The sequence below is a fragment of the Bacteroides sp. Ga6A2 genome (genome assembly GCF_000702225.1).
Taxonomy (GTDB): Bacteria; Bacteroidota; Bacteroidia; order Bacteroidales; family Bacteroidaceae; genus Ga6A1.
This window is the reverse complement of sequence record NZ_KL370875.1, coordinates 1-21,427: the sequence shown is the minus strand read 5'-3', so window position 1 is coordinate 21,427 and position 21,427 is coordinate 1. Positions and strand designations below refer to the sequence as shown.

At 47.7% G+C, this 21,427-nt stretch carries 17 protein-coding genes and 2 pseudogenes; 8 read left to right on the top strand and 11 right to left on the bottom strand.

The window, feature by feature from the left end; translation table 11 throughout:
• Nucleotides 1–44: 44 nt before the first annotated feature.
• From T538_RS0116300 to T538_RS0116280, 5 genes are read right to left on the bottom strand one after another with little or no spacing between them, the layout of a single operon-like run.
• Nucleotides 45–1,082 carry an ABC transporter permease gene (locus tag T538_RS0116300; RefSeq protein ID WP_031535858.1) on the bottom strand — a complete coding sequence of 346 codons (1,038 nt, stop codon included), beginning with the start codon at nucleotides 1,080–1,082 and terminating at the stop codon, nucleotides 45–47.
• A 19-nt stretch (nucleotides 1,083–1,101) separates the two neighbouring features.
• Nucleotides 1,102–2,145: an ABC transporter permease gene (locus tag T538_RS0116295; RefSeq protein WP_031535861.1), complete on the bottom strand. Its 1,044-nt coding sequence runs from the start codon at nucleotides 2,143–2,145 to the stop codon at nucleotides 1,102–1,104.
• A gap of 26 nt (nucleotides 2,146–2,171) precedes the next feature.
• Nucleotides 2,172–3,641: an ATP-binding cassette domain-containing protein gene (locus T538_RS0116290; RefSeq protein ID WP_031535864.1), complete on the bottom strand. Its 1,470-nt coding sequence runs from the start codon at nucleotides 3,639–3,641 to the stop codon at nucleotides 2,172–2,174.
• A gap of 16 nt (nucleotides 3,642–3,657) precedes the next feature.
• Nucleotides 3,658–4,557: an HlyD family secretion protein gene (locus T538_RS0116285; RefSeq protein WP_031535867.1), complete on the bottom strand. Its 900-nt coding sequence runs from the start codon at nucleotides 4,555–4,557 to the stop codon at nucleotides 3,658–3,660.
• 4 nt (nucleotides 4,558–4,561) lie between these two features.
• Entirely contained in the window at nucleotides 4,562–5,836 is a 1,275-nt protein-coding gene (locus T538_RS0116280; protein ID WP_031535869.1) for a TolC family protein, read from the bottom strand.
• A 159-nt stretch (nucleotides 5,837–5,995) separates the two neighbouring features.
• Here T538_RS0116280 and T538_RS0116275 point away from each other — a divergent pair, with 159 nt between their 5' ends.
• Nucleotides 5,996–6,901 (top strand): helix-turn-helix domain-containing protein, encoded by a 906-nt coding sequence (locus tag T538_RS0116275; protein ID WP_031541549.1) that lies wholly within the window; start codon nucleotides 5,996–5,998, stop codon nucleotides 6,899–6,901.
• Between the two features lie 777 nt (nucleotides 6,902–7,678).
• Here T538_RS0116275 and T538_RS0116265 read toward each other — a convergent pair.
• Entirely contained in the window at nucleotides 7,679–8,041 is a 363-nt protein-coding gene (locus T538_RS0116265) for a winged helix-turn-helix transcriptional regulator (RefSeq protein WP_031535876.1), read from the bottom strand.
• A 257-nt stretch (nucleotides 8,042–8,298) separates the two neighbouring features.
• On the opposite strand from T538_RS0116265, the pseudogene T538_RS17425 reads away from it, so the two are divergent.
• The 7 genes and pseudogenes from T538_RS17425 (at nucleotide 8,299) to T538_RS0116225 (ending at nucleotide 14,855) form a co-directional block, all read left to right on the top strand.
• Nucleotides 8,299–8,961 (top strand): annotated as a pseudogene (locus T538_RS17425) (NAD(P)-dependent oxidoreductase).
• Between the two features lie 4 nt (nucleotides 8,962–8,965).
• A complete protein-coding gene (locus tag T538_RS0116255; RefSeq protein WP_031535878.1) occupies nucleotides 8,966–9,418 on the top strand; it encodes a pyridoxamine 5'-phosphate oxidase family protein in 453 nt (150 codons plus the stop codon).
• 31 nt (nucleotides 9,419–9,449) lie between these two features.
• Entirely contained in the window at nucleotides 9,450–10,328 is an 879-nt protein-coding gene (locus T538_RS0116250) for a hypothetical protein (protein ID WP_231497139.1), read from the top strand.
• A gap of 5 nt (nucleotides 10,329–10,333) precedes the next feature.
• A complete protein-coding gene (locus tag T538_RS0116245; RefSeq protein ID WP_031535882.1) occupies nucleotides 10,334–11,074 on the top strand; it encodes a protein-ADP-ribose hydrolase in 741 nt (246 codons plus the stop codon).
• A gap of 22 nt (nucleotides 11,075–11,096) precedes the next feature.
• A complete protein-coding gene (locus tag T538_RS0116240) occupies nucleotides 11,097–11,882 on the top strand; it encodes an SIR2 family NAD-dependent protein deacylase (RefSeq protein WP_231497138.1) in 786 nt (261 codons plus the stop codon).
• A 196-nt stretch (nucleotides 11,883–12,078) separates the two neighbouring features.
• On the top strand, nucleotides 12,079–13,026 hold the full coding sequence (locus tag T538_RS19080) for a GNAT family N-acetyltransferase (RefSeq protein ID WP_231497137.1): 948 nt from the start codon (nucleotides 12,079–12,081) through the stop codon (nucleotides 13,024–13,026).
• A gap of 989 nt (nucleotides 13,027–14,015) precedes the next feature.
• A complete protein-coding gene (locus tag T538_RS0116225) occupies nucleotides 14,016–14,855 on the top strand; it encodes a TolC family protein (protein WP_051656194.1) in 840 nt (279 codons plus the stop codon).
• 70 nt (nucleotides 14,856–14,925) lie between these two features.
• Here T538_RS0116225 and glmS read toward each other — a convergent pair whose 3' ends face one another.
• From glmS to T538_RS19075, 5 genes and pseudogenes are all read right to left on the bottom strand, one after another.
• Entirely contained in the window at nucleotides 14,926–16,776 is a 1,851-nt protein-coding gene (gene glmS / locus T538_RS0116220; RefSeq protein WP_031535890.1) for a glutamine--fructose-6-phosphate transaminase (isomerizing), read from the bottom strand.
• Nucleotides 16,777–17,074: 298 nt separating this feature from the next.
• The gene (locus tag T538_RS0116215) at nucleotides 17,075–17,476 is read right to left on the bottom strand and encodes a porin family protein (protein WP_031541547.1); all 402 of its coding nucleotides are present in this window, start codon (nucleotides 17,474–17,476) and stop codon (nucleotides 17,075–17,077) included.
• A gap of 84 nt (nucleotides 17,477–17,560) precedes the next feature.
• The gene (locus T538_RS0116210; protein WP_155993328.1) at nucleotides 17,561–18,595 is read right to left on the bottom strand and encodes a hypothetical protein; all 1,035 of its coding nucleotides are present in this window, start codon (nucleotides 18,593–18,595) and stop codon (nucleotides 17,561–17,563) included.
• 41 nt (nucleotides 18,596–18,636) lie between these two features.
• Nucleotides 18,637–19,701: a hypothetical protein gene (locus T538_RS0116205; protein ID WP_155993327.1), complete on the bottom strand. Its 1,065-nt coding sequence runs from the start codon at nucleotides 19,699–19,701 to the stop codon at nucleotides 18,637–18,639.
• Nucleotides 19,702–20,173: 472 nt separating this feature from the next.
• Nucleotides 20,174–20,679: pseudogene (locus T538_RS19075) on the bottom strand (Imm15 family immunity protein).
• Nucleotides 20,680–21,427 lie beyond the last annotated feature (748 nt).

The window sequence follows — 21,427 nt, the reverse complement described above, 5'->3', positions numbered from 1 at the left end:
ACATATTGAATAAACTATTGTCACAAAGATCTGCAGCATCAACCTTATGAATTCTTTTTATAGCTCTGTACGGCCCAACAAGCCATCAGTGTACCGATGCCAGCAAGGGCTAAGACCTGATGGGCAGTTTCGTGCAGCCCACCACCACGGATGAAGACGGTGCGGATGGCATCAATGAAGTAGTGCATGGGGTTGATATAGGTGGTAAGATACGCCCACTGGGGCATGGATCGCGTAGGGGTGAAAAGTCCCGAAAGCAACATGATGCTCACCACAAAGAACCACATCACGAACATGGCCTGCTGCATGGTGTCGGAGTAGTTGGACACGATGAGTCCGAAAGAAGAGAAGAATAGCGCCAGCAGCATAGCAAGCACGTAGATGAGCCACACGGGACCAGCAGGTGTGATGCCATAAACGAACCACGCCAACAACAAGCACACGGTGATGACAAACAGCGCAATGAGCCAGTAAGGGATAAGTTTGGCGAGGATGAACGACCACTTGGAAACGGGCGTAACGTTGATCTGTTCGATGGTACCAGCCTCCTTCTCACCAACGATATTGAGTGTGGGCAGGAAGCCTGTCATCAGCATCATCACAATGGCAAAGAGGGCCGGAATCATGAAGAGTTTGTAGTTCTGTTGTTTATTGTAGAGGGTAAGTACGGAAGCGGCTGAGAGCGTTGAGACAGGAGCACTGACTATCTGCGAGAGATAGGCGCTGCCCATTGCCCCCTTGGTGCCGTTGACGGCATTGACTGCAATGAGATACTTGCCACCGCGAATCTCGAGGATGACATCGGTCCTACCCTTCTCAATGTCCTTCATCGCTTCTGTGTAGGTGACCTTCTGTCCACTGAAGATGAAATAATTAGAGGCAGCAATCTGCTGTACCAACCGCTGCGACTCCACGGTGTGGTCTATGTCAACCACATCTACCACGATGTTCTTCACTTCCATCTGCATCACCCACGGCATGACGCACATGATGACGATGGGGAACATGATGATGAGCTTGGGAAGAAACGCATTGCGGCGTATCTGCAGGAACTCTTTCTGTATGAGATACTTAATCATAATTAAGAATTAAGAGTTATTATCACTTCAATCTTACGTTAAACTTCTTCAGGGCGATAGCCAGCAACACCACCGTCATACCTGCCAGCACTGCCACCTCGCGAGCCACTTCGCCAAAGCCCACGCCCATAATCATCAGCTTGCGCATAGCCTCGATATAATAACGTGGTGGAACCACAGCAGATATCCATTGCAGAATCGTAGGCATCGATTCAACAGGAAACAGCATGCCCGACAACATGACCACAGGCATGAGTAACACCATAGCTGATAGCAGCAGGGCCACAAGTTGCGTCTGTGCCACGTTGGAGATGAGCAGTCCCAGCGAGAGCGCCAGCAGAATATAGAGGGTGCTCACAGCCAGAATCCAGAACAGCGAACCAGCAAGGGGCACTCCCAGCACGAAACGCGCCATCAGGAGGATGGTGATGAGGATGGCAAAGGCCAGCACCAGATAGGGCACCGCCTTGGCAATGATTACCATCAGGGGCTTAACGGGTGATACTAACAGTATCTCCATCGTACCTTTCTCTTTCTCGCGGACAATCGATATCGAGGTCATCATGGCACAGATGAGCATCAGCAGCATACCCATGATGGCTGGCACGAAGTTGTAGGCAGAACGCATCTGGGGATTATAAAGCATCTTGGAGTTTACCATACTACCCTGCATGTTTGCCAGCACGCCCTGCGCATAGTTCGTCCACTGCGTTGCCATATTGGGGTCGCTGCCGTCAACCATCATCTGAACGCCACGACCCTGTGCAAACACCAGTGCCATATCGGCCTTCTGACTGCGGATGAGCCGTTCGGCCTCCTGTGGAGTGTTCACCGTCTGCGTGATAATGAAGTATTCCGATTGTGCCAGTCGTTCTACGGCCTGCTGCGTACGGGGCGACATCTCAGAGGTGACCAACACCGTGCGCACATTCTTCACATCGGTGGTGATGGCGAAGCCGAAGAGCAGCATCATCACCACGGGCATGCCGAAGAGGATGAGCATCGTACGCTTGTCGCGCAGAATATGTTTGGCTTCCTTGATTACAAATGCTATAAACTGTTTCATTTCTCTAAACACTAAACTCTAAACGCTCAACTGTCACTACGGGTGGCCTGACGGGCCAGATAGGTAAACACATGGTCCATGTCGGGTTGGTGGAAACGCTGTTTCAGTTCATCGGGTGTGCCGAGGGCGCTGATTTTGCCGTCCACCATGATAGAGATGCGGTCGCAATATTCTGCCTCGTCCATATAGTGGGTAGTCACGAATACGGTGATGCCGCGACGGGCAGCGTCGTAGATGAGTTCCCAGAACTGGCGGCGTGTGGCGGGATCGACACCACCCGTGGGTTCATCGAGGAACACCACGCCCGGCTCGTGGAAGATAGAGACGGAGAAGGCCAGCTTCTGTTTCCAACCCAATGGCAGCGAGCCAACGAGGTCGTTCTTGTGCTCCGTGAACTGCAGGCGTTCCATGAGTTCATCGGTCTTGCGACGAATCTCATCGTCCTTCATGCCATAGATGCCGGCAAAGAGACGGATATTCTCGGCAACGGTAAGGTCTTCATAAAGCGAGAACCTTTGTGACATATAGCCTATGTGGCGCTTAATCTGCTCATACTCCGTGCGGATGTCGAAACCTACCACCCTACCCGTTCCACTGGTGGGCTGATTCAGACCTGTCAGCATATGCATCGCCGTCGTCTTACCTGCACCGTTGGCTCCCAAGAATCCGAATATCTCGCCTCGCTTAACGCTGAACGAGATGTCGTCAACGGCATGGAATGAGCCAAAGGCTTTTACCAGATGCTCCACCTCAATGACATTCTCCGACTCTTCACTCTTATCTTTTAACTCTTCACTCTTATCTATGCCTGGCGGATTGAAGATACTGGCAAACTGAGAGAGAATATCATCGGGAGTGCCAATGCCGCGCACCTGCCCCTGATCCAGAAAAGCGACGCGTTCACAGCAACGAACTTCATCAAGATAAGGCGTTGAAGCCAAGATCGTTATTCCTTGTTCCTTCAACATAAGCAACATCTCCCACAGCTCCTTACGGCTCACGGGGTCAACACCCGTGGTGGGCTCGTCAAGGAAGAGCACACTGGGTTGGTGTACCAATGCACACGATAGGGCCAGTTTCTGCTTCATACCACCCGAGAGGGCGCCCGCCTTGCGGTCTTTGAAGCGTTCTATCTGCGAGTAGATGGCCTTTATCGAGTCGTAGCCCTCCTCAACGGTGGTGCCGAAAAGGGTGGCAAAGAAGTTCAGGTTCTCCTCGATAGTGAGATCTTGGTATAGCGAGAACTTGCCCGGCATATAGCCCACTCGGGAGCGCACCTCACGCATCTGCTTCACCTCATCGTAGCCATCTACAGTCGCCGTGCCTACATCGGGCAGCAACAGCGAACAGAGGATGCGAAACATCGATGTCTTTCCGGCACCATCAGGGCCAATCAGTCCAAAGACCTCACCCTTGCCGACAGCAAACGATACATCGCAAAGTGCCTGCACCCGTCCGTACGACTTCGACACGTTATTAACAATAATAGCATCCATAGCAGTAGCAAATTATTCACTTTTCACTTAATTTCACTTCCCCATACATACCAATCTTCACAAATCCATCATTTTTGATAGCTACCTTGACGGCATACACCAAATCGGCACGCTCATCGTCTGTGAGAATAGTCTTGGGTGTAAACTCCGAACGAGACGATATCCAGCTGATCGTACCTGCATACTCCTTGCGCTGCCCGTCACCATAGTTAGCAAATACCTTTACCTTCTGTCCAATCTTGAGATTCTGCAACTGAGCAGAAGTAACATAGGCACGCAGTTTCATTGACTCGGTATCGGCTATCTTAAATAATGGTTTTCCAACACTCACGAACTCACCACGTTCCACATATTTCTCGAGAATGGTTCCCTTGGTGGGAGTCATGATGTGACACTTGCGGAGCATATCCTGCAACTGTGCTTTCTGAACCTCAGCAGCTGCCGTCTGCTTGTCGAGGGCTTGCGTGCTGGTGTTCAGCGATGATATCTGCGCATCCAACTGCTTCTGCAACACTTTTACCTGGCTCGTAGCGTCGTCGAGCATCTTCGAGGGGGCAGCCCCGTCGGCAACCAGTTCGCGGTAGCGCTGCTCGTCTTGCTGAGCCTTAGCCAACTGCTGGCGAGTGGCTGCTATCTGGAGTTCCATATCGGGTTTCTGACTCTGATACACCGCTTTGGTAGCGTCCATCTGCTGAATCTTCAGCCACGTCTGCGTGGTGTCAATAAGTCCCACCTCTCGGGCTGCCTCCATCTTGTCGCCCTCGTTCACGTCAAACGACAGCAATGCCCCACTCTGTTCGGCAAACACGGTCGTCTCGGTAGCCTCGAACGTGCCCGTTGCATCGTATTCTTTCTCGTTGTTTCCGCAGGCTGTCATCATCAGCGCCACACCTGCCAATACATATATCTTTTTCATATGCTTAATTATTTGTCGTGTATTTGTTGTCGTATATCTCTTTCAGCATCTCTATCTCGTGCATGGATTGTTGCACATAGGCAGCATGCTCCTGATTGATCTCGCGCACCAGGTCGTTCGCGTCGATGATGCCGTGTGCCAGCTTCGATTCTGCCGCTTTTCTCACAGCCTGTCGCAATGTGATAATCTCTCCGTCTTGAGCCATCAACTTCTGATAGCGTGCAATGTTCTCGTGCTGCTGAATCTGTTCCAGGTTGTTATTGAAGAGGAATACCTCCCGGTTGTTTTCTGTCATATCACGCTGCAACTGCAGTTTTGCCTTGTCGTTCTTGCGGGTATAGAGGGCACCGATGTTCCACGTTACCCGTGCACCGACGATGCCGTTCAAGCTCCATTTGTGGCGCATCATATCCTCAAACATATTCAGGCCCGGATAACCGTAGAAGCCCTGAGCAAACACGCCTACCTTCGGCATCAGCGCTGCGTTGAGTGCTCTCTCCTGAGCATTCAGCACGCCTATCTGTGCATCCAGCGCCTTCAGTTCCGGACGACGGTTTTCTGCTGTCAGCCCTCCGTCTTCTGCCTTCACTTGCGGTTTTTGTATGTTATTTATCTCTATGCCGCAGAATGTACTCAGCATGCGCTGTAACATCTGTTTCTGCGATGCCAGTTCGGTGGCTTTCTGGACTGCATTGAGTCGCTCCGCTTTCACATTCTGCAGGTCGCTCTCGGCTGCTGTTCCCCGCCTGGTCATCGACTCCAGTTTGCGTTCGTTGCCTGCCAACAATGTCTGTAGGTCATTGTTCAACTTGATCTGTTCGTCAATCAGCAACAGCCCGAAAAACATCTCGTTCACGCGCCTGCGAACATTATAAATATTGACTTCATTCTGTGCTGCCTGCACCTTGCCCTGTTCATGAGCTATACGTTTCTGACTGCCGATGACGCCTCCGTCATAGATGGTCTGCTGCACATCGATGCCCACACGGTACTGATCCTTCGTCAGTCCCTTCATATCGATGCCCATACCGCCCATCATCGTCTTCATCTCGTCAGGCCAAGCCGTCACATCACTCTGATACGTGGCTTGTGCGGATGCCGACACCTGCGGCAGCCAACCCTTCTGGATATTGGCAACAGTCAGCTGTGTGGTCTTCTCGACAAGTCCATACTGCTGTATCAGCGGATAATTCTTCTCTGCTGCCTGCTGACACTCTTCCAGCGTCTGCCCCTGTACCAGCATCGGCAACATAGTCAAAGCTAAAAACAATTTCTTCATATCTGTTTTGTCATTGAATTCCGGATACAAAAGTACGATGCTTTTTTCATCGTGGTGTTATCTGTAAGAATGGGGAAATGTTCTTTTTGTTCGATTTATACATAAACAGAGCATTATTTCGCGGAAAATGATTATCTTTACCAGCAAAAAGGACTGATTATGAACAGACAACCGCAACTGATGGACGTCACACGAATGCGTGACATCCTGACACCACACCTCTCGCAAATGAGCGAGCATATATTCATGAATAGCGAACTGGCAATGGTTCACGGCGACAGCACGGTGTTCAGTCTGCTGATGCGCCAAAAGCCACCTTTTACCATCAATGATCACCGTTTGGGCATCATCATGAACGGCGAGGCTGAAATTACCATCAACCTGCAAGACCGCCACCTTACGAGCGGCACACTCGTCTATATCGGTCCTGGCACCATCATCCATCCCAAGCGTCTGTCGCCTGACCTCCGCATCTTCGGAATGGGACTTTTTTCTAACTTCCCCATGCCCTTTGCACAGGGACAGATGCCGTCGGCCTTCAACGGGCAGGTGCGCGACTTCCAGTTGTCCGCCAACGAAGAGGATATCGCTACCGCCACACATATTATGGACGCCATCTGGCAAACAGTTCATGCCTCCGACGACTATCATCGTCCCACCGTCATAGCACTCGTAGCTGCCCAGATGCATCACTACGACCAGCTATTCCATCGGCAGACTGACCAGCTGGCCAGCAGTCGTTCACGCGAACAGACCATTTTCGACCGTTTCCTCCAACTGGTCACCCAGCATTGTGCCGAGCATCACCAAATAGGCTACTATGCCGACCGCATGTGCCTCACTGAGCGATACCTGAGCACCGTCATCCGACAAACCAGCGGCACCACCGCCAAAGACTGGATAGACCGTGCCCTCATCACACGCATCAAAATAGAACTGCGCCACACGGACAAGCCGGCAGCGCAGATTGCCGATGAGATGCATTTTGCCAATCCCTCATTCTTCTCAAAATACTTCCGTCGCCTCACCGGCATGACTCCCGGCGAGTATAAATCTATCAGTTGAGTAACTTTTGTATTGAAAAGTAAATGTGACTCGCTTCGCCCGGAAAAGTCATAAATGAAGAAGTCGGAATAAGAATGTTTTCGTTAAGCTAAATGACCAAAGTCAAACTTGTTTGTGCTTTGGCATGGCGAGAAAACTTCGCTAAAGGCAACAATTCAGTGACAGATACGAAAAGGAGGATGCACGACAGTCCAACGCTCAGACAAAGCACGTCATGGCCATCGGACGGAGAAGGACACGTAAGGTGGCAGCGTATCATTATGCTATCAGAAAGGAGCATGGTGAACGAAGAATGCCCATCGACAAGGAAAGGGACTATGCAGTGGAAGTCCAAGACTGAAGAGTGGAAAAAGCGGTTAGGAATGTTCGGCTACAAGCTGTCCTGTTAGGCAGCAACATGAGATTCGACAAAAGAAAGGAGATAAAAGAGAAAAAGCAAGAAGAAGGTCAAGTGAGCCTTTACAGTCTTACAGAATGATCCACTGAAGACATTCGGGGTAAGGCATTTTGGTGTATATATAATACCTTTATAATATACGCGACAAAATTGCTATTTGCAACATATAACTTGTTCTAAAACTAAATACATTCAGGAGGTGATGTGTTAGTTTTGGTACGGTATATAAATTCGGCAATGAATCCCATTTGTTGCCGAATTTATATGTGAGGGCACATCACTTTCGGTCTATAAGAGGTATCTCGATAAAAAGAAAGAGAGTCCAAATTCCAGAAGCGGAAAAAGGACTCCTTTAATTCTAAATGATAAAAACCTCGTCCTTATAGATCACCCTCATTTCTAACAATATTCTCAAAGTTTTGAGTAGCCCATTCCATCAAACCTATGACATGGGGCATGAGACTTTTGCCCAATTCAGTGATGGAGTATTCCACCCGTGGAGGAACCTCTGGATAGACTTGACGAGCTACAAGACCTATTTGCTCCAGACGCTTCAGAGTTTGTGACAACATTTTCTGCGAACAGTCAGACATGTCACGCCCCAGATCGTTGAAACGCATGGTGCCACGCTCGTTGAGATGATATAGCACCAACAAAGACCACTTGTCGCCGAACTTTTCTATTACGTTGCGTATGGGGCACGCTTTGTACTTCTCATCTATCGTTCGATTTATCTTACGCATATGTTTGACTATTTTTAAATCCGAGTGCAAAGGTACAAAACTTTCCAAAAGTAAGAAAGTTTCCGAAAGGATAATTTGCAAATATGCAATACGTTATTTTTTTAACATTCTTTAACTTTTGGTAATATCTTGTTTTTCAACATTTCTAACAAAAAAGTAAGTAAGCCACTTTTTGGTGCCTTCTTGCAGCAGTTACCGAAAGTTAGTACCTTTACACCGTCAAAACAAAAGTATTAACAATAAAAACAAGTAGAATTATGGCAAAGAATGTAGTTTTAATCGGTGCAACTGGTTTCGTTGGCAATGCTATTCTGAACGAACTGGTTTCAAGAGGTCACAAGGTTACGGCCATCGTACGCAACATGAACAGTGTGAAGGTGAAGAATTAACTGATAGAGTATGTAGTGTCCGATGCCACCAATCCTGCCGAACTGGCTGCTGTGGCAAAGGGCAAGGATGCTGTCATCAGTGCCTACAATCCCGGCTGGGCAAATCCCCGTCAGTATGAGGAAACATTGGAGAACTATCCGAAGATTGTCGAGGGTGCAAAGCAATCCGGTGTACGCCGACTGCTGATTGTCGGTGGTGCCGGTACGCTGTTCGTAAAGCCCGGTGTACGCCTTGTTGACACGGGTACACTGCCTGAGGCGTGGCTGCCAGGAGTAAAGAGCCTTGGCGAGTTCTACCTGAATACGCTCATGAAGGAGCAGGATATAGACTGGATATTCTTCTCGCCCGCCGGAAACCTCGGCAACCTGCAGCCCGGCACTCGCACCGGCAAATACCGTCTTGGCAAGGATGATATGATTTTTGACGAGAAGGGCGAGAGTTTCATCTCCGTGGAGGACTATGCCGTGGCTATGGTTGACGAACTGGAGCAGGAGAACCACCACAAGGAGCGTTTCACGGCTGCATATTAAGCGTATGTTACAGACAGCACTCAGATTCCTTTACGAACACAAAGAGATTGCCCTTGCCACGTGCGAGGGCAATCTGCCTAAATTGCGAATCTTCCAGATTATGAAGCGTGAGGGCAATATGCTCTACTTCGCCACTTCTCCCGAAAAGGCTGTATGGCGCGAACTTCAGCAGAATCCAAATGTGGAGCTGCTGGCATACGCCGACAATGTTTCCGTCCGTTGCAGCGGCATGGTGAACTTCGACGTGGAGGATGACGTGAGACAATGGATCTATGATAATAATCCCGTGTTGCCCCGTCTCTACACCAGTTGGGAAAGTTTGGCTTACTTCTGTCTGCCGATTGCCGAGATGGACTACTATGACCTGTCACCAACACCTCCTGTATTCAAGCATTTCGACCTGATGACGGGTGAAGTCAGTAACGGATTTGTAGGTGAGCGATTCAAAAACAAATAACTTAGTATAAATTCAAAATAAGCTAAGAACAATGAAAAAGGTATTTTTCGCAATGATGGCAGCGGCCATGATGGTCAGCTGCGGTAACAAGACACAGCAGACGGCTCAGAACGATGCCGCCGAGGCAAAGGATTCTCTGACGGGTGCATTTACCGCCTATGACATGGAGGGCTACAAGCTGCATGTGTACAACTCGAACGACGTGATGGGCGATGCCAGTTACATCATCGAGGGCAAGAACTCGCTCATCGTGATGGAATATCCGCTTTTCAAGGTGAACGCCAAGGAGTTTGCCGACTACATCGAGAAGCTGGGCAAGCCCGTGGAGATTGACGTGACCGACTATCATCTGGGTGGCTCTGACAAGCTCCCCCTGACGATGCCCGAGGGTATGCCTGCCTTTATCGAAGGTCCCGTCTATGGCGGTATGATGAAGCAGTTTGCCGAGCAGTTTGGCGACACGATGGTAGAGTTGCCTACGCAGAAGGCCGCTGAGGTGCCCTTCGGACAGACTCAGAAGTGGAACGGCATAGACTTCCGTTTCGAGCATGGTGCAACGAGCGACTTCCCCGGTGCCTCCATCATCATCGGTGGTCAGGTGTACTACACCCACTGGACTCCTGCCGAGGCTCATATCAGTCCGCTGCAGATTGGCAACGCTGCTGCTGTTGACGCTGAGTTGGCAGAGGCCAAGAAGGCTCTCGCTTCTGGTGCTAAGTACTTCATCGGCGGTCATGGCGGTCTGGCTGAGAAGGCTCAGGTGGAGTTCAAGATTGCCTATCTGGAGAAGGTGAAGGAGCTGATGGCAGCCAACAAGGATGCCGCTGCATTCACCGAGGCGCTGAAGGCTGCATATCCCGAACTGCCCGGCGATGCCGATGCGCTGGCTCAGGCACTCTATAAGAAGTAAGGACAATGGACAGGCTGGAGAATCTGAAGAACATCATCATGTATCTGATGGCTGACGAGCATGTCAGTCATCAGATTCCTTCTTCACTCGAAGAGCGGCAGCGGATGATGCGGGCACTGATGAACGTATGGGAACCTCGCCCGATAGCAGAAGACTTTCTGATGAAGCAGGATGTCGAGTTGCAGATGCAGCGAGAGGATAAAGAGGTGGTAGAAGTCCATGTCGAAGGACTGACCATCTGGCAGGGAGACATCACCCGTCTGAAAGTGGATGCCATCGTCAATGCTGCCAACGCTCAGGCACTGGGCTGCTGGGCACCCCTCCACAACTGCATAGACAACTGCATCCACTCAGCCGCTGGCATCCAACTGCGCAAGGAGTGTGCCGACAAGATGCAGGGACGGCTGCTGGCTACTGGCGATGCCTTCATCACGCAAGGCTACAACCTGCCAGCCCGTTATGTCATCCACACCGTTGGCCCGATTATTCCCGACGGCATTCCCACCAAGGAACAGGAAGAGCAGTTGGCTCAGTGCTATCGCAGCTGCCTTGACCTGGCAGAGAAAAATGGACTGGAGAGCATCGCCTTCTGCTGCATCTCCACGGGCGTATTTCACTTCCCCAACCAGCGAGCAGCAGAAATTGCTATCGAGACCGTCAAATCATATCCACGACATTCACTTAAAACGATTGTATTCAATGTTTTCCTCGACAAAGACCGTAACATCTACCAGCAGCTTCTCTGAACGGCTTGCAGACCTTCGGCGATTGATTGCCGAAGCCGACTACGTGCTGATTGGTGCAGGAGCAGGGCTGACCACTGCCGCTGGTATCGACTATGCCGGTGAGGATTTCCGCACAGAATTCCGTGAGTGGATTGTCCGTTACGGGTTCACCGACCTTTATAGCGCAGGGTTCTATCCTTTTCAGACCGATGAGGAACGCTGGGCATATTGGGCGATGCATATATGGTTTGGCCGTTACCGCACAGGGGCATTGCCGCTATACAAGAACCTGCTGAAGATGGTTGGCGGGAAAGATTACTTCGTCATCACCACCAATGTTGACGGTCAGTTCGAGATGGCGGGATTTGACACCGATCGCATCTTTGCCACTCAGGGTGACTACTGCTATTTCCAGCCAGCATCGGGTGCGCCCAAGGAACTGTATCACAATCGGGAATGGGTGGAACGTGCTTTGCCAGCCATCCACAACTGCCGCATACCCACGGAACTGATTCCACACACACCCGACGGTCAGCCCGTCAGCATGAATCTCCGCTGTGACGATACTTTTGTGGAGGATGAACACTGGCACCGTCAAGCCCAACGATACAGCGACTTCGTACGCACGGCATCCGACAAGCGGCTCCTACTTCTGGAGTTCGGTGTGGGCTTCAACACGCCCGTCATCATCCGCTTCCCATTCGAGCAGATGGCGACTCATTTTCCAGATGCTACTCTCGTCCGTTTCAACCGCGACTATCCGCATTCGTCATTACAAGGACTCAAGAGTTTCTTAGCATTCACGGAAGACATTAACAGAATAATTTGAGCAGGTATATTATCCTACTTTTTTTATGCTTCATATTATGCACTAATACACAAATCATATTTGTACATATTGAGTCATGCTAATGGATTTCCTTGGAAAGATGAAGGAACAACAGTTATATAAGAACATCTAAAATAAGTAAATACCATTGTTACGGTATTGCACAAATGCTAAGAGAGGTGTACTTTTGCAATTGATGATACGAATTGTCACATACGAGCCGCAATACAAGCAGGACTTTATCCAACTGAACAAGCAGTGGATAGAGACCTGGTTCAGACTGGAGCAGTCTGATCTTGACACATTTGCACATATCGATGACAACATCATCGGACATGGTGGGCAGATATTTCTGGCTATAGACGAAAGCAGACAGGTTGTGGGTTGCTGTGCGCTGAAACCGCATCCTGAATCTGACTGTCACGAGCTGGCAAAGATGGCGGTCTCTCCAGATGCACAGGGAAAAGGCATCGGTCGCCAACTGGGCGAGGCATTATTAGACTATGCCCGCAGTCATGATGTAAAACGAATCTTTCTCGAAGGCAACACCCGCTTGGAAGCCTCCATTGCTCTTTATCGCAAATTGGGATTCAAGGAGATACCGCTAAAGAATAATGCCTACGAACGTTGCGACATTCTGATGGAACTGTGTCTGGAGAATAAAACAGCGACCATCAGACCGATAGAACAGGAAGATCAGAAGCCGCTTGCCCGTGTGATACGTTCTGTGTTCGAGGAATATGGAGCACCATTGGAGAACACCGTCTATGATGATTCCCGCACATGGCATATATGGGAATCCTTGCAGGGTGTGAATGCCGGATATTGGGTCATCAACGAAGATAGTGAGGTGATGGGGGGCTGTGGTTTCTATCCAACAGAAGGCTTGCCTGAAGGATATGTAGAACTGGTAAAATTCTATCTTTCCCCGAAAGTTCGTGGGAAGGGGTATGGCTCAAAACTTTTCTCACTAGTCATCAATGAAGCACGGAAAGCAGGCTATACACATCTCTACATTGAGTCTTTCCCGGAGTTTGCCGATGCAGTGAAGATGTATGCCCGTCATGGTTTTGTGGAACTGCCTTCTCGCCTTGGTCATTCAGGCCATACGGCAACTACAATTCACATGGTATTATCCCTATGACAAACTTCGAAACATTATCAAAACTTTTGATAATGTTGCTTGATTTGCCATAATCTCGATGTTTTTTATTTCCCTACTGTAGATTTCTCTACTTTCTGGAGTGATTAGAAATTATGTTGCTTCACAAGGTGTTGTGACCATCAGCACAAGGTTATGGCTCCAAATACAACCCGAATGGTGTGGAGATTTCGAGTCATACCATTGGATCACCTTGGGTAGATGAAGGAACAACAGTTACCTTTGCAACCTAATTTCATCGACTCACGAAAGCAGAAACGGCAGTCCTTAATTATTATACACGCATACGCGCACGAAGGTTTCTGAGGATATAAGTTTATTTGCCGTCCAAGAGAGAGAGGTCGCTCGGTTTAATTGGATAAGTTACGGTTTAGTTTATTCCCATATTAAATATCCATAACCTAAACTAAACCTTTTATCTTCCGACTACGAAACCAGCATTACTTTACAAGGGACAAACTCGAATACGACGGAAGACTGACAGGGGACAAATCACTACTCAAATTTGTCCCCCAGGGACAAAAACGTATTCGTCTTATCTGAAGCAATAAAAGAACTTCAAATGCGTTACTAAAGAAAGTTAGAAATGACAATGAGCATCACTGAAGGATACATCAGATTCATTCCTTGCTCGCTTCACAGCGATTGCAAGAATCTGCAAAAATCCGTGTTAAAAAGTGTAAACGTGCAAAGAACTGGAAAATCGATTTTACAGATGTTTGCATTTTCTTTTTTTGACGGCAGTCATATTTAACTTCGTTTTCTTCCGTCACGACTCGGCAGAGTTCAAGCCCGCTTGACTCTGCTCTCGCTGCTCCGTCAGTTGCAGATGTTTGTATATTTTGCGTCCCCCCACCGTCCCTCGGAGTCACTTTAGGTACCCTAAAACAAAGGCGTTTATACTGATTATCAGCTATTTATATTTACAGATAGTAACTTCTGCGTCGGAAAGTAGATTCTGGAACATTGTTATGCTGAAAGAGAAACTGAACACGCTGGCCATCGTAGACAACCAACTGAAGACAATAGAGCAGAACGTAAATGCTGCCGTAAATGCTGCCGTAAATGCAGGTGTGGCAAACCGAAACGACCTTCTGCAAGTAAACCTTAAGCGCAACGAACTGAAAAGCTCGCGCATCACGGTCGAGAACGGCATCGCCATCTGCCGCAATCTGCTGTCGCAAAGCATGGGACTTGGCATCGACAGCATCGACGTGGTTTGCTCAATTGACGAGCAGATGCCGCAATCGCCATCCAACCTGTATGCCTCGGCACGCGATGCCGTTCAGCAGACAAGCGAGTACCAACTTCTTCAGCAAAACGTAAAGGCGCAGAAACTGCAATACAAGATGAGCGTCGGAAAGAATATGCCAACCGTTTCGGTAGGCGGAATGTACAGCTACAACAATTTGATGGACAAAAGCCAGAACAGCCTCATCGGTCTGGCAACCGTAAGCATTCCGATAAGCAACTGGATTGGCGGTTCGCACAATATGAAGAGACAGAAAAACGAGGTGCGTAATGCCGAGAACAGTCTGAAGGACAACGGCGAACTGCTCGTCATCAACATCAAGAACAAGTGGAACGCGCTGAACGAGGCTTACAAGCAGATTGAAATCTCGCAGAACAGCATCGGACAGAGCAAAGAGAATCTTCGTCTGCACACCGACTACTACAACGCCGGCACTTGCACCATGAGCGACCTTCTCGAGGCACAGACGATGTTTCAGCAAAGCAAGGACAGATTTGTAGAAAACGTAACTCAATACGAGATAAGAAAGACTGAATATCTCCAGAGCATTGGAAGATAAACAAGCAAAAAGCCTTCGGAATCAAAAAAGAATCCGAAGGCTTCGCTTTTATTGATAGCAAAACTTTTTCTTACTCTACCGTTACCGATTTTGCCAGATTTCGAGGCTGGTCTACGTTCAGTCCCTTCTGAACGGCAACGTAATAAGCCAGCAACTGCAATGGAATTACGGCAAGCAGCGGAGACAGTCTGTTAAGCGTCTCAGGAATCTCGATGCAGATATCTGCAATCTTCTTAACAGTTTCGTCGCCTTCTGTTACTATGGCGATGATTCGTCCGTTACGAGCCTTAACCTCCTGAATATTGCTGATAATCTTCTCGTACAGGCATTGATGCGTTGCTATTACTACAACAGGCATCTCGGCATCTACAAGGGCGATAGGTCCGTGCTTCATCTCGGCTGCCGGATAGCCCTCGGCGTGGATGTACGAAATCTCCTTCAGCTTCAAAGCTCCCTCAAGGGCAACAGGATAGTTGTATCCGCGTCCCAGATAGAGGAAGTTCTTTGCGTATGTAAACACCTTAGAGAACTGCTCAATCTTCTCGCTCTGCTTAAGCAGTTTCTGCATCTTGGCAGGGATACGGGCAAGTTCCTTCAATGTCTCGACGTAATCTTCTTCAGAGATTGTGTTCTTTGCCTTACCAAGGGCAAGGGCAACGAGTGTGAGCACCGTTACCTGACCGGTAAACGCCTTTGTTGATGCCACACCGATTTCCGGTCCAACGTGAATATATGTTCCGGCATCGGTTGTACGGGCAATAGACGAGCCTACGGCATTTACTATACCGAATACCAATGCGCCCTTGCTCTTAGCCAACTGGATGGCTGCGAGCGTATCGGCAGTCTCGCCACTCTGCGAGATGGCAATAACAACATCGTGGCTGTTTATTATCGGATTTCCGTAACGGAACTCCGATGCGTACTCAACCATCACAGGCACGTTGCACATCTCCTCGAACAACTGCTTGCCGATGAGTGCCGCATGCCAACTTGTTCCGCAGGCTACGATGATTATCTTGTCGGCATTCTTCAATTTCTCCTCGTGCAACTCTACGGCAGAGAGTTTTACGCGCATCTCGTCGAGCAGAAGACGACCGCGCATACAGTCGCTAAGACATGCAGGCTGGTCGAAAATCTCCTTCAGCATGAAGTGCGGGAAACCGCCCTTCTCGAGTTGTCCCATATTCAACTCTACCTTCTTAATCTGAGGCGAGATGTTATAGTTCTCCAAGTCAACAATCTTGATTTCCTTGTCGCGGTGAAGCGTTGCCACCTCGCCGTCGTTAAGGTAAACCATGTTCGTTGTATATTCGGCAATAGGCGAAGCGTCTGACGCTATGAAGAACTCTGAATTGTTCTCGCCTATACCAATTACCAACGGACTACTCTGACGAGCCACGATAATCGTGTCGGGGTCGTTCTGCTCTATAACGCAGATTGCATAGGCACCGATTACGATACGCATTGCAACGCGGACAGCCTCGCCAAGAGTACAGTTGTTCGACTCTTTCAGATACTCAATCAACTGAGCAACGACCTCGGTATCGGTCTCGCTCACGAATTTAAAGCCTTTTTCAATAAGGTCGGCCTTCAACTCTGCGTAGTTCTCGATGATACCATTGTGAACCACAGCAATGTTGCCCGACTGAGACTTGTGAGGATGCGCATTAACGACCGAAGGAACGCCGTGTGTTGCCCATCTGGTGTGAGCAATACCAATGGTTCCAGTAATGTCCTTGTCGGCAGTCTCAGCCTCGAGCACAGCCACTTTGCCCTTAGCCTTGTAAACATTTAATTTTTTAGTATTAGAAATAAGTGCAACGCCTGAACTATCATAGCCGCGGTACTCTAATCTCTTTAATCCATTTATCAGTATCGGATAAGCTTTTCGCTTTCCAATATACCCAACTATGCCACACATGTCAATTAATAGTTTTTTTACTTGATAATTTCAATTTCGCAAAGGTAAGAAAAACAAATCACTTTCTTTTAGTTTTCCTGAAAAAAAATTGCAAAAAGTCAGAATTTAGTTTTTTTAACATTTAAGTTATCCTATTTTACACATTTTTCGTACAAAACGTGTTGAATGACATACTTTTTTTTTTGCAACAGACAAAAAAGATACATATCTTTGCAATCGTTATCCTGAAAACAATCTTTTTACCTAGAAGATTAAAAAGGAGGCCACTGCGAAGTGCCCTCCTTTTATTTTTGTTTTATCAGAACTTGTATCCCAAAGTAAGCAGAACCTGATTGCGCTTGTTTGTAAAGCTTGTAGGCATCAGCTTGCGGCTTGCCTGTGGCTGATAGTCGTCGAATGCGTAGAACTCGCCCTTCTGACTTGAAAGCTGATATGCGAAGTCGAGATATGCCTTTGTAAATCTGAATCCGATACCGCAAGTGTATCTGTTAATGCCATACAGATTGCTGAAGTCGGTAGACGTAAGCGTATAGATTGCGTCAGAGCCTGATGCTGCATATCGGCTGTTATCAGGGTCGAGGTTGCGGTACGAATTCTCGTAGAACATAGGCGAAACGTAGTTGTAGCCTGCACGAAGGCTTAGTTTTGGCGTAACCTTGTACTCTGCACCAATTTTGAATGTAGATACGCCCTTCAGCATCTCTGAGTTCAGACCAGTAACAACGGCATCCTCAACATCATCGTCGTACTTGTACTTTAGCGAGCTCCAGTCCTGATACTCATATTAGGCATCGATGGCAAACTGAGTTCCGACGGTTGTAGCCGCACTCAGACCAAACTTCCAAGGTGTCTCAATACGATAGTCGTTGATGAATGCTCCCATTTCATACGGATGATAGCCTTCAATATTCTTGTCAACATCAATAGAGGCAAAGCCGTTGTCCACCTTCATGTAATATGCCGTTGGAGTTGAGATTGAGATTCCGAAGCGGAACGGATTATCCTCTATCGGACGTATTATCGCGCCTACCTTGAAATCTACCGCCGTACCTGTTGTCTTCAGATAGTTTGAGAGGTCGTATCCGCCATCTGCATTCTCCTCGCTATAAAGCGATGCTATCTCGTGCGACAGGAACGAACAGCCAACCGCTGCTCCGAAGTAGAACTGATTGTCGAAGTTGAATGCCAGCGAGAAATCGAGCTGGTTTCTGCTTCCTCTCTCGTACTTCTTAAAGCCGTATTCCGACGCACCTATACCTATGTAATTGCCTTTCTCATCCTTGGCAAGAAGTCCAGTCTGATAGCCGAATTCTGCCATGTCGCTTACCGACCGTCCCGTATAATAATCCTGTCCCGGACTTTTAAAAAGTTCTTCCATCTGATAAGTCTGCGACAAGCCTGTGCCGAGCGGTCTGGCATCGAAGAACACATTATGGTATGCCTTGTCCTTGTGATAGTTGAATCCGATGTTGAAATACTCGGGTGAGTCGCCAACCTCGAAACTGAACACAACGCCCAACTGGTCGAACGATACGAAGTTCTCGCCCCTGTTCAGGAACTTGCGGCTTTCGTCGCCCGTATTATTGCTAAGGCTGAAGGCGCAGTCGCCCTTGCGATAAAGTCCTATACCAGCCGGATTAGACTGCATTGTAGAGATGTCGGCTCCAAGGGCGTTCATAGCGCCGCCCATGCCCACATATCGGGCTGTACCGTTAAGGTCTGAGCTTGTAAGTGATGTCAGATTGTAAGCATCCTGTGCGTTGGCATTGGCAGCAACCATTGCTGCCATAATTGCCATGTATCTTAAATTTCGTTTCATCTTGAATGATATTTACTGTTTAAGGTTTTATGGAGAGAAGATTATCTGCGACCGCCACCATGACCGCCACCCGAACGTCCGCCGCCGAATCCGCCGCCAGAGCGTCCTGAGCTTGAGCCAGATGAACGGCTTGGGCTTGAGTAACTGCTGCTTGAGCGGCTCGGACTTGAATAGCTGCTGCTTGAACGGCTGCTGCTACCCGAATAGCTTCGAGAGCTGCTTGAACGGTTGTAGCCGTCGTTGCTCATGCGGTTTGAACCCGAACGTGAGTAAGAAGAATTGCTGCTTGAGCGAGACATTCCGCTAACGCTCTCGCGTGTAGCACCGCGCTCAACCGTGCGTCCCCGGCCGAAGCCCATAACCTGCGAACCTCTTCTCGGACCGCCGCCAACAACGCCTCCACGAGTTGGAGCATAAGGAGCTCCGTGATGCGGAACAACCATTCTTCTGCCGCCATGTCTTACAGGAACGTAGTGGCGTGCAACACCTCTTCCGTGATGCCAAGGCAATCTGTAATATCCACCGCGCCAAGGGTTTGCATAATAGCGGTGGCGATGCCATCCCCAATAGCTGTAGTAGTAGTTGCTACGCCACAATCCCCAGTGGTTGTAACGCCAGTCCCACCACCAGCGGTTGGTGAATGTAGGGAAGCAATACAAGTAGAATCCGTCGTCGTAGATATTCCAGAGCCAAGGGTCGGCAAATGTCAGGATATCAAAATACAACTGCGTTCCGTAAGGAATTGCGTATCTCGGATTTCGGTATCGTATTATCTCGCGTGCATACTCGTAGTCGTCTGCCGTGCCGTGGAATCCGTTAACCCAGCAGCTGTCGGTCTCAAAGTTAGGCTGAGGCATGTTCTCGTAACTCAGCGTATCGTTGAATGCCTGATCGCTGCCTATATAAGTTCCTCTACGAGTGTATTCGTCGAACTGCCCGACTCCGTTACCCATAGCCGCCTCTTCGATAGACTGTGGAGTCTGCTGCACCGCAGGCTTAGCCGTCTTCTTTGAAGGGATGAAGTACATGTCGTCGTCAGTATTCTGTGCCAGAGACGATGCAGAAACTGTCATTGCCAAAAGCAAAAATAATACATTTCGTTTCATTGTATTTCGTTTTTTTAATGTTGTCTTTCTATTCACATTGCAAAGATAATATAATTATATTCTCACAAAAAGAGATTTTTCCTAATTGCAAATCGGGATTTCCCTATTTTGACAAATCTGTTGAAGACGCCGGAAGCGTCTACGCTCAATAACCGTAACCTAATGTCCTGCCGAATTTCCGCGCTCGAACATTGTTAGCTGCTACCGAAGGGACGCAAGAATTCGGCTGAGAAAAAATCTACACCGTTCTGCCGTGATAGGCGGTAAATGTACAAAATTATTTTTGATTGAAGTCTTGTTTTGCCAGCATTTTGAAAAACAAGAGCAGAAAAACGAAAGAGTTGATTCTTCGTTTTTCCGCTCTGTTGTTTATTTTGCAAGGCTATGCCTTGTGGGCATTACAAAAGACTGTTAATGCGCTCGAAGAACGAGCAAATGTATCATCACAAATAAAAGTGACTTTTCAAATAGTTTATTGCAGGTCTAACTTTTTAGGAATGAAAAAAAACTCTTCAATAGCCTCTCCATATTCTTCGCTATAAAGGAAATAACAAGTAAAATCCGAAAGCCCTGTTTGGTTCTTTACATAGTTATAAATCTTTGTTTGTTTATAATCAACAGGGACTCCTATATTGTTCAGAATAGACTTAGCCTTTCTTGTATAAAAAACGTGAACATCACTTAAATACCCCAGTTCTTTAACATTCTCCTCAATGTAAAACACCTCGAAACCTATAAGATAATTATTTAGGTCATTTTTTTTAGTTGACTTTTTGCATATAGGAATCCCAGATTTACATACATAATCGCCAAGTCCACAAAAAAAGATGTATAATATTCTTTTTTTATGAAATATTTCAAACAATCCAATTCCTTATATCGATTAAATATTGGCATTATTTCAAACGTTTCATAGTCACGCAGAACCTCATACTCATCGATATACTTTTTTATTCTTTCTATTACACTGTATCTCATTGTAAAATGATAAATTAAACAATCGTATTTTTCCTTAAAACATACCTAATTGTGAAAAAAATCCAGACTAAAATATGTTAATAAAACCTTTAATTCTTCGAATAAGACTAATTTCTTCAGCTGTAAGTTGGGGCTTTGGTCCATCATGTCCACTTCCATCTTGATTTATAGCCTATGTTGCCGTTATAACGCAAGTTTTTCACAATTTAAATTGGTGTTTTACGGCGGTAAATATACAAACTATTTTTTGATTGAAGTCTATTTATGACAATATTTTGAAAAATAAATGCAAAAAGTTAATTCTATGTAAAGCCAAATTTACCGCTCATCCTCAGTTCGGTTGCTATCCCAACCGTTCAGCCGAATTTGCCGCTCGACCTCTGCGCTTGCTACCAAAGGGACGCAAAAATTTCCACCACTAAATCTTCATTTACGTGCATTGTCAATTATGAATTGTGAATTAAAATTTCGGAATGCCTTCGGGATTCGTTCGGGATTTTACAAACGACGGGCAGCTTATTTGGAAAGAAGGATCTTAACATATAGCTAACATATAGCCAACATATAGCTAACATATAGCTTACATATAGCCAACATATAGCTAACATATAGCTAACATATACCTTGCATATACCCTGCATATACCTTGCATATACCTTGGACGTACCTTGGACGTACCTTGGACGTACCTTGGACGTACCTTGGACGTACCTTGGACGTACCTTGGACGTACCTTGGACGTACCTTG

What these genes read in the sequence shown, in the direction of transcription:
- T538_RS0116295 (WP_031535861.1), bottom strand. Translation starts at nt 2,145, where the DNA reads ATGAAACAGTTTATAGCATTTGTAATCAAGGAAGCCAAACATATTCTG.
- T538_RS0116290 (WP_031535864.1), bottom strand. Translation starts at nt 3,641, where the DNA reads ATGGATGCTATTATTGTTAATAACGTGTCGAAGTCGTACGGACGGGTG.
- T538_RS0116285 (WP_031535867.1), bottom strand. Translation starts at nt 4,557, where the DNA reads ATGAAAAAGATATATGTATTGGCAGGTGTGGCGCTGATGATGACAGCC.
- T538_RS0116280 (WP_031535869.1), bottom strand. Translation starts at nt 5,836, where the DNA reads ATGAAGAAATTGTTTTTAGCTTTGACTATGTTGCCGATGCTGGTACAG.
- T538_RS0116275 (WP_031541549.1), top strand. Translation starts at nt 5,996, where the DNA reads ATGAACAGACAACCGCAACTGATGGACGTCACACGAATGCGTGACATC.
- T538_RS0116265 (WP_031535876.1), bottom strand. Translation starts at nt 8,041, where the DNA reads ATGCGTAAGATAAATCGAACGATAGATGAGAAGTACAAAGCGTGCCCC.
- T538_RS0116255 (WP_031535878.1), top strand. Translation starts at nt 8,966, where the DNA reads ATGTTACAGACAGCACTCAGATTCCTTTACGAACACAAAGAGATTGCC.
- T538_RS0116250 (WP_231497139.1), top strand. Translation starts at nt 9,450, where the DNA reads ATGAAAAAGGTATTTTTCGCAATGATGGCAGCGGCCATGATGGTCAGC.
- T538_RS0116245 (WP_031535882.1), top strand. Translation starts at nt 10,334, where the DNA reads ATGGACAGGCTGGAGAATCTGAAGAACATCATCATGTATCTGATGGCT.
- T538_RS19080 (WP_231497137.1), top strand. Translation starts at nt 12,079, where the DNA reads ATGATACGAATTGTCACATACGAGCCGCAATACAAGCAGGACTTTATC.
- T538_RS0116225 (WP_051656194.1), top strand. Translation starts at nt 14,016, where the DNA reads ATGCTGAAAGAGAAACTGAACACGCTGGCCATCGTAGACAACCAACTG.
- glmS (WP_031535890.1), bottom strand. Translation starts at nt 16,776, where the DNA reads ATGTGTGGCATAGTTGGGTATATTGGAAAGCGAAAAGCTTATCCGATA.
- T538_RS0116215 (WP_031541547.1), bottom strand. Translation starts at nt 17,476, where the DNA reads ATGCTGAAGGGCGTATCTACATTCAAAATTGGTGCAGAGTACAAGGTT.
- T538_RS0116210 (WP_155993328.1), bottom strand. Translation starts at nt 18,595, where the DNA reads ATGAAACGAAATTTAAGATACATGGCAATTATGGCAGCAATGGTTGCT.
- T538_RS0116205 (WP_155993327.1), bottom strand. Translation starts at nt 19,701, where the DNA reads ATGAAACGAAATGTATTATTTTTGCTTTTGGCAATGACAGTTTCTGCA.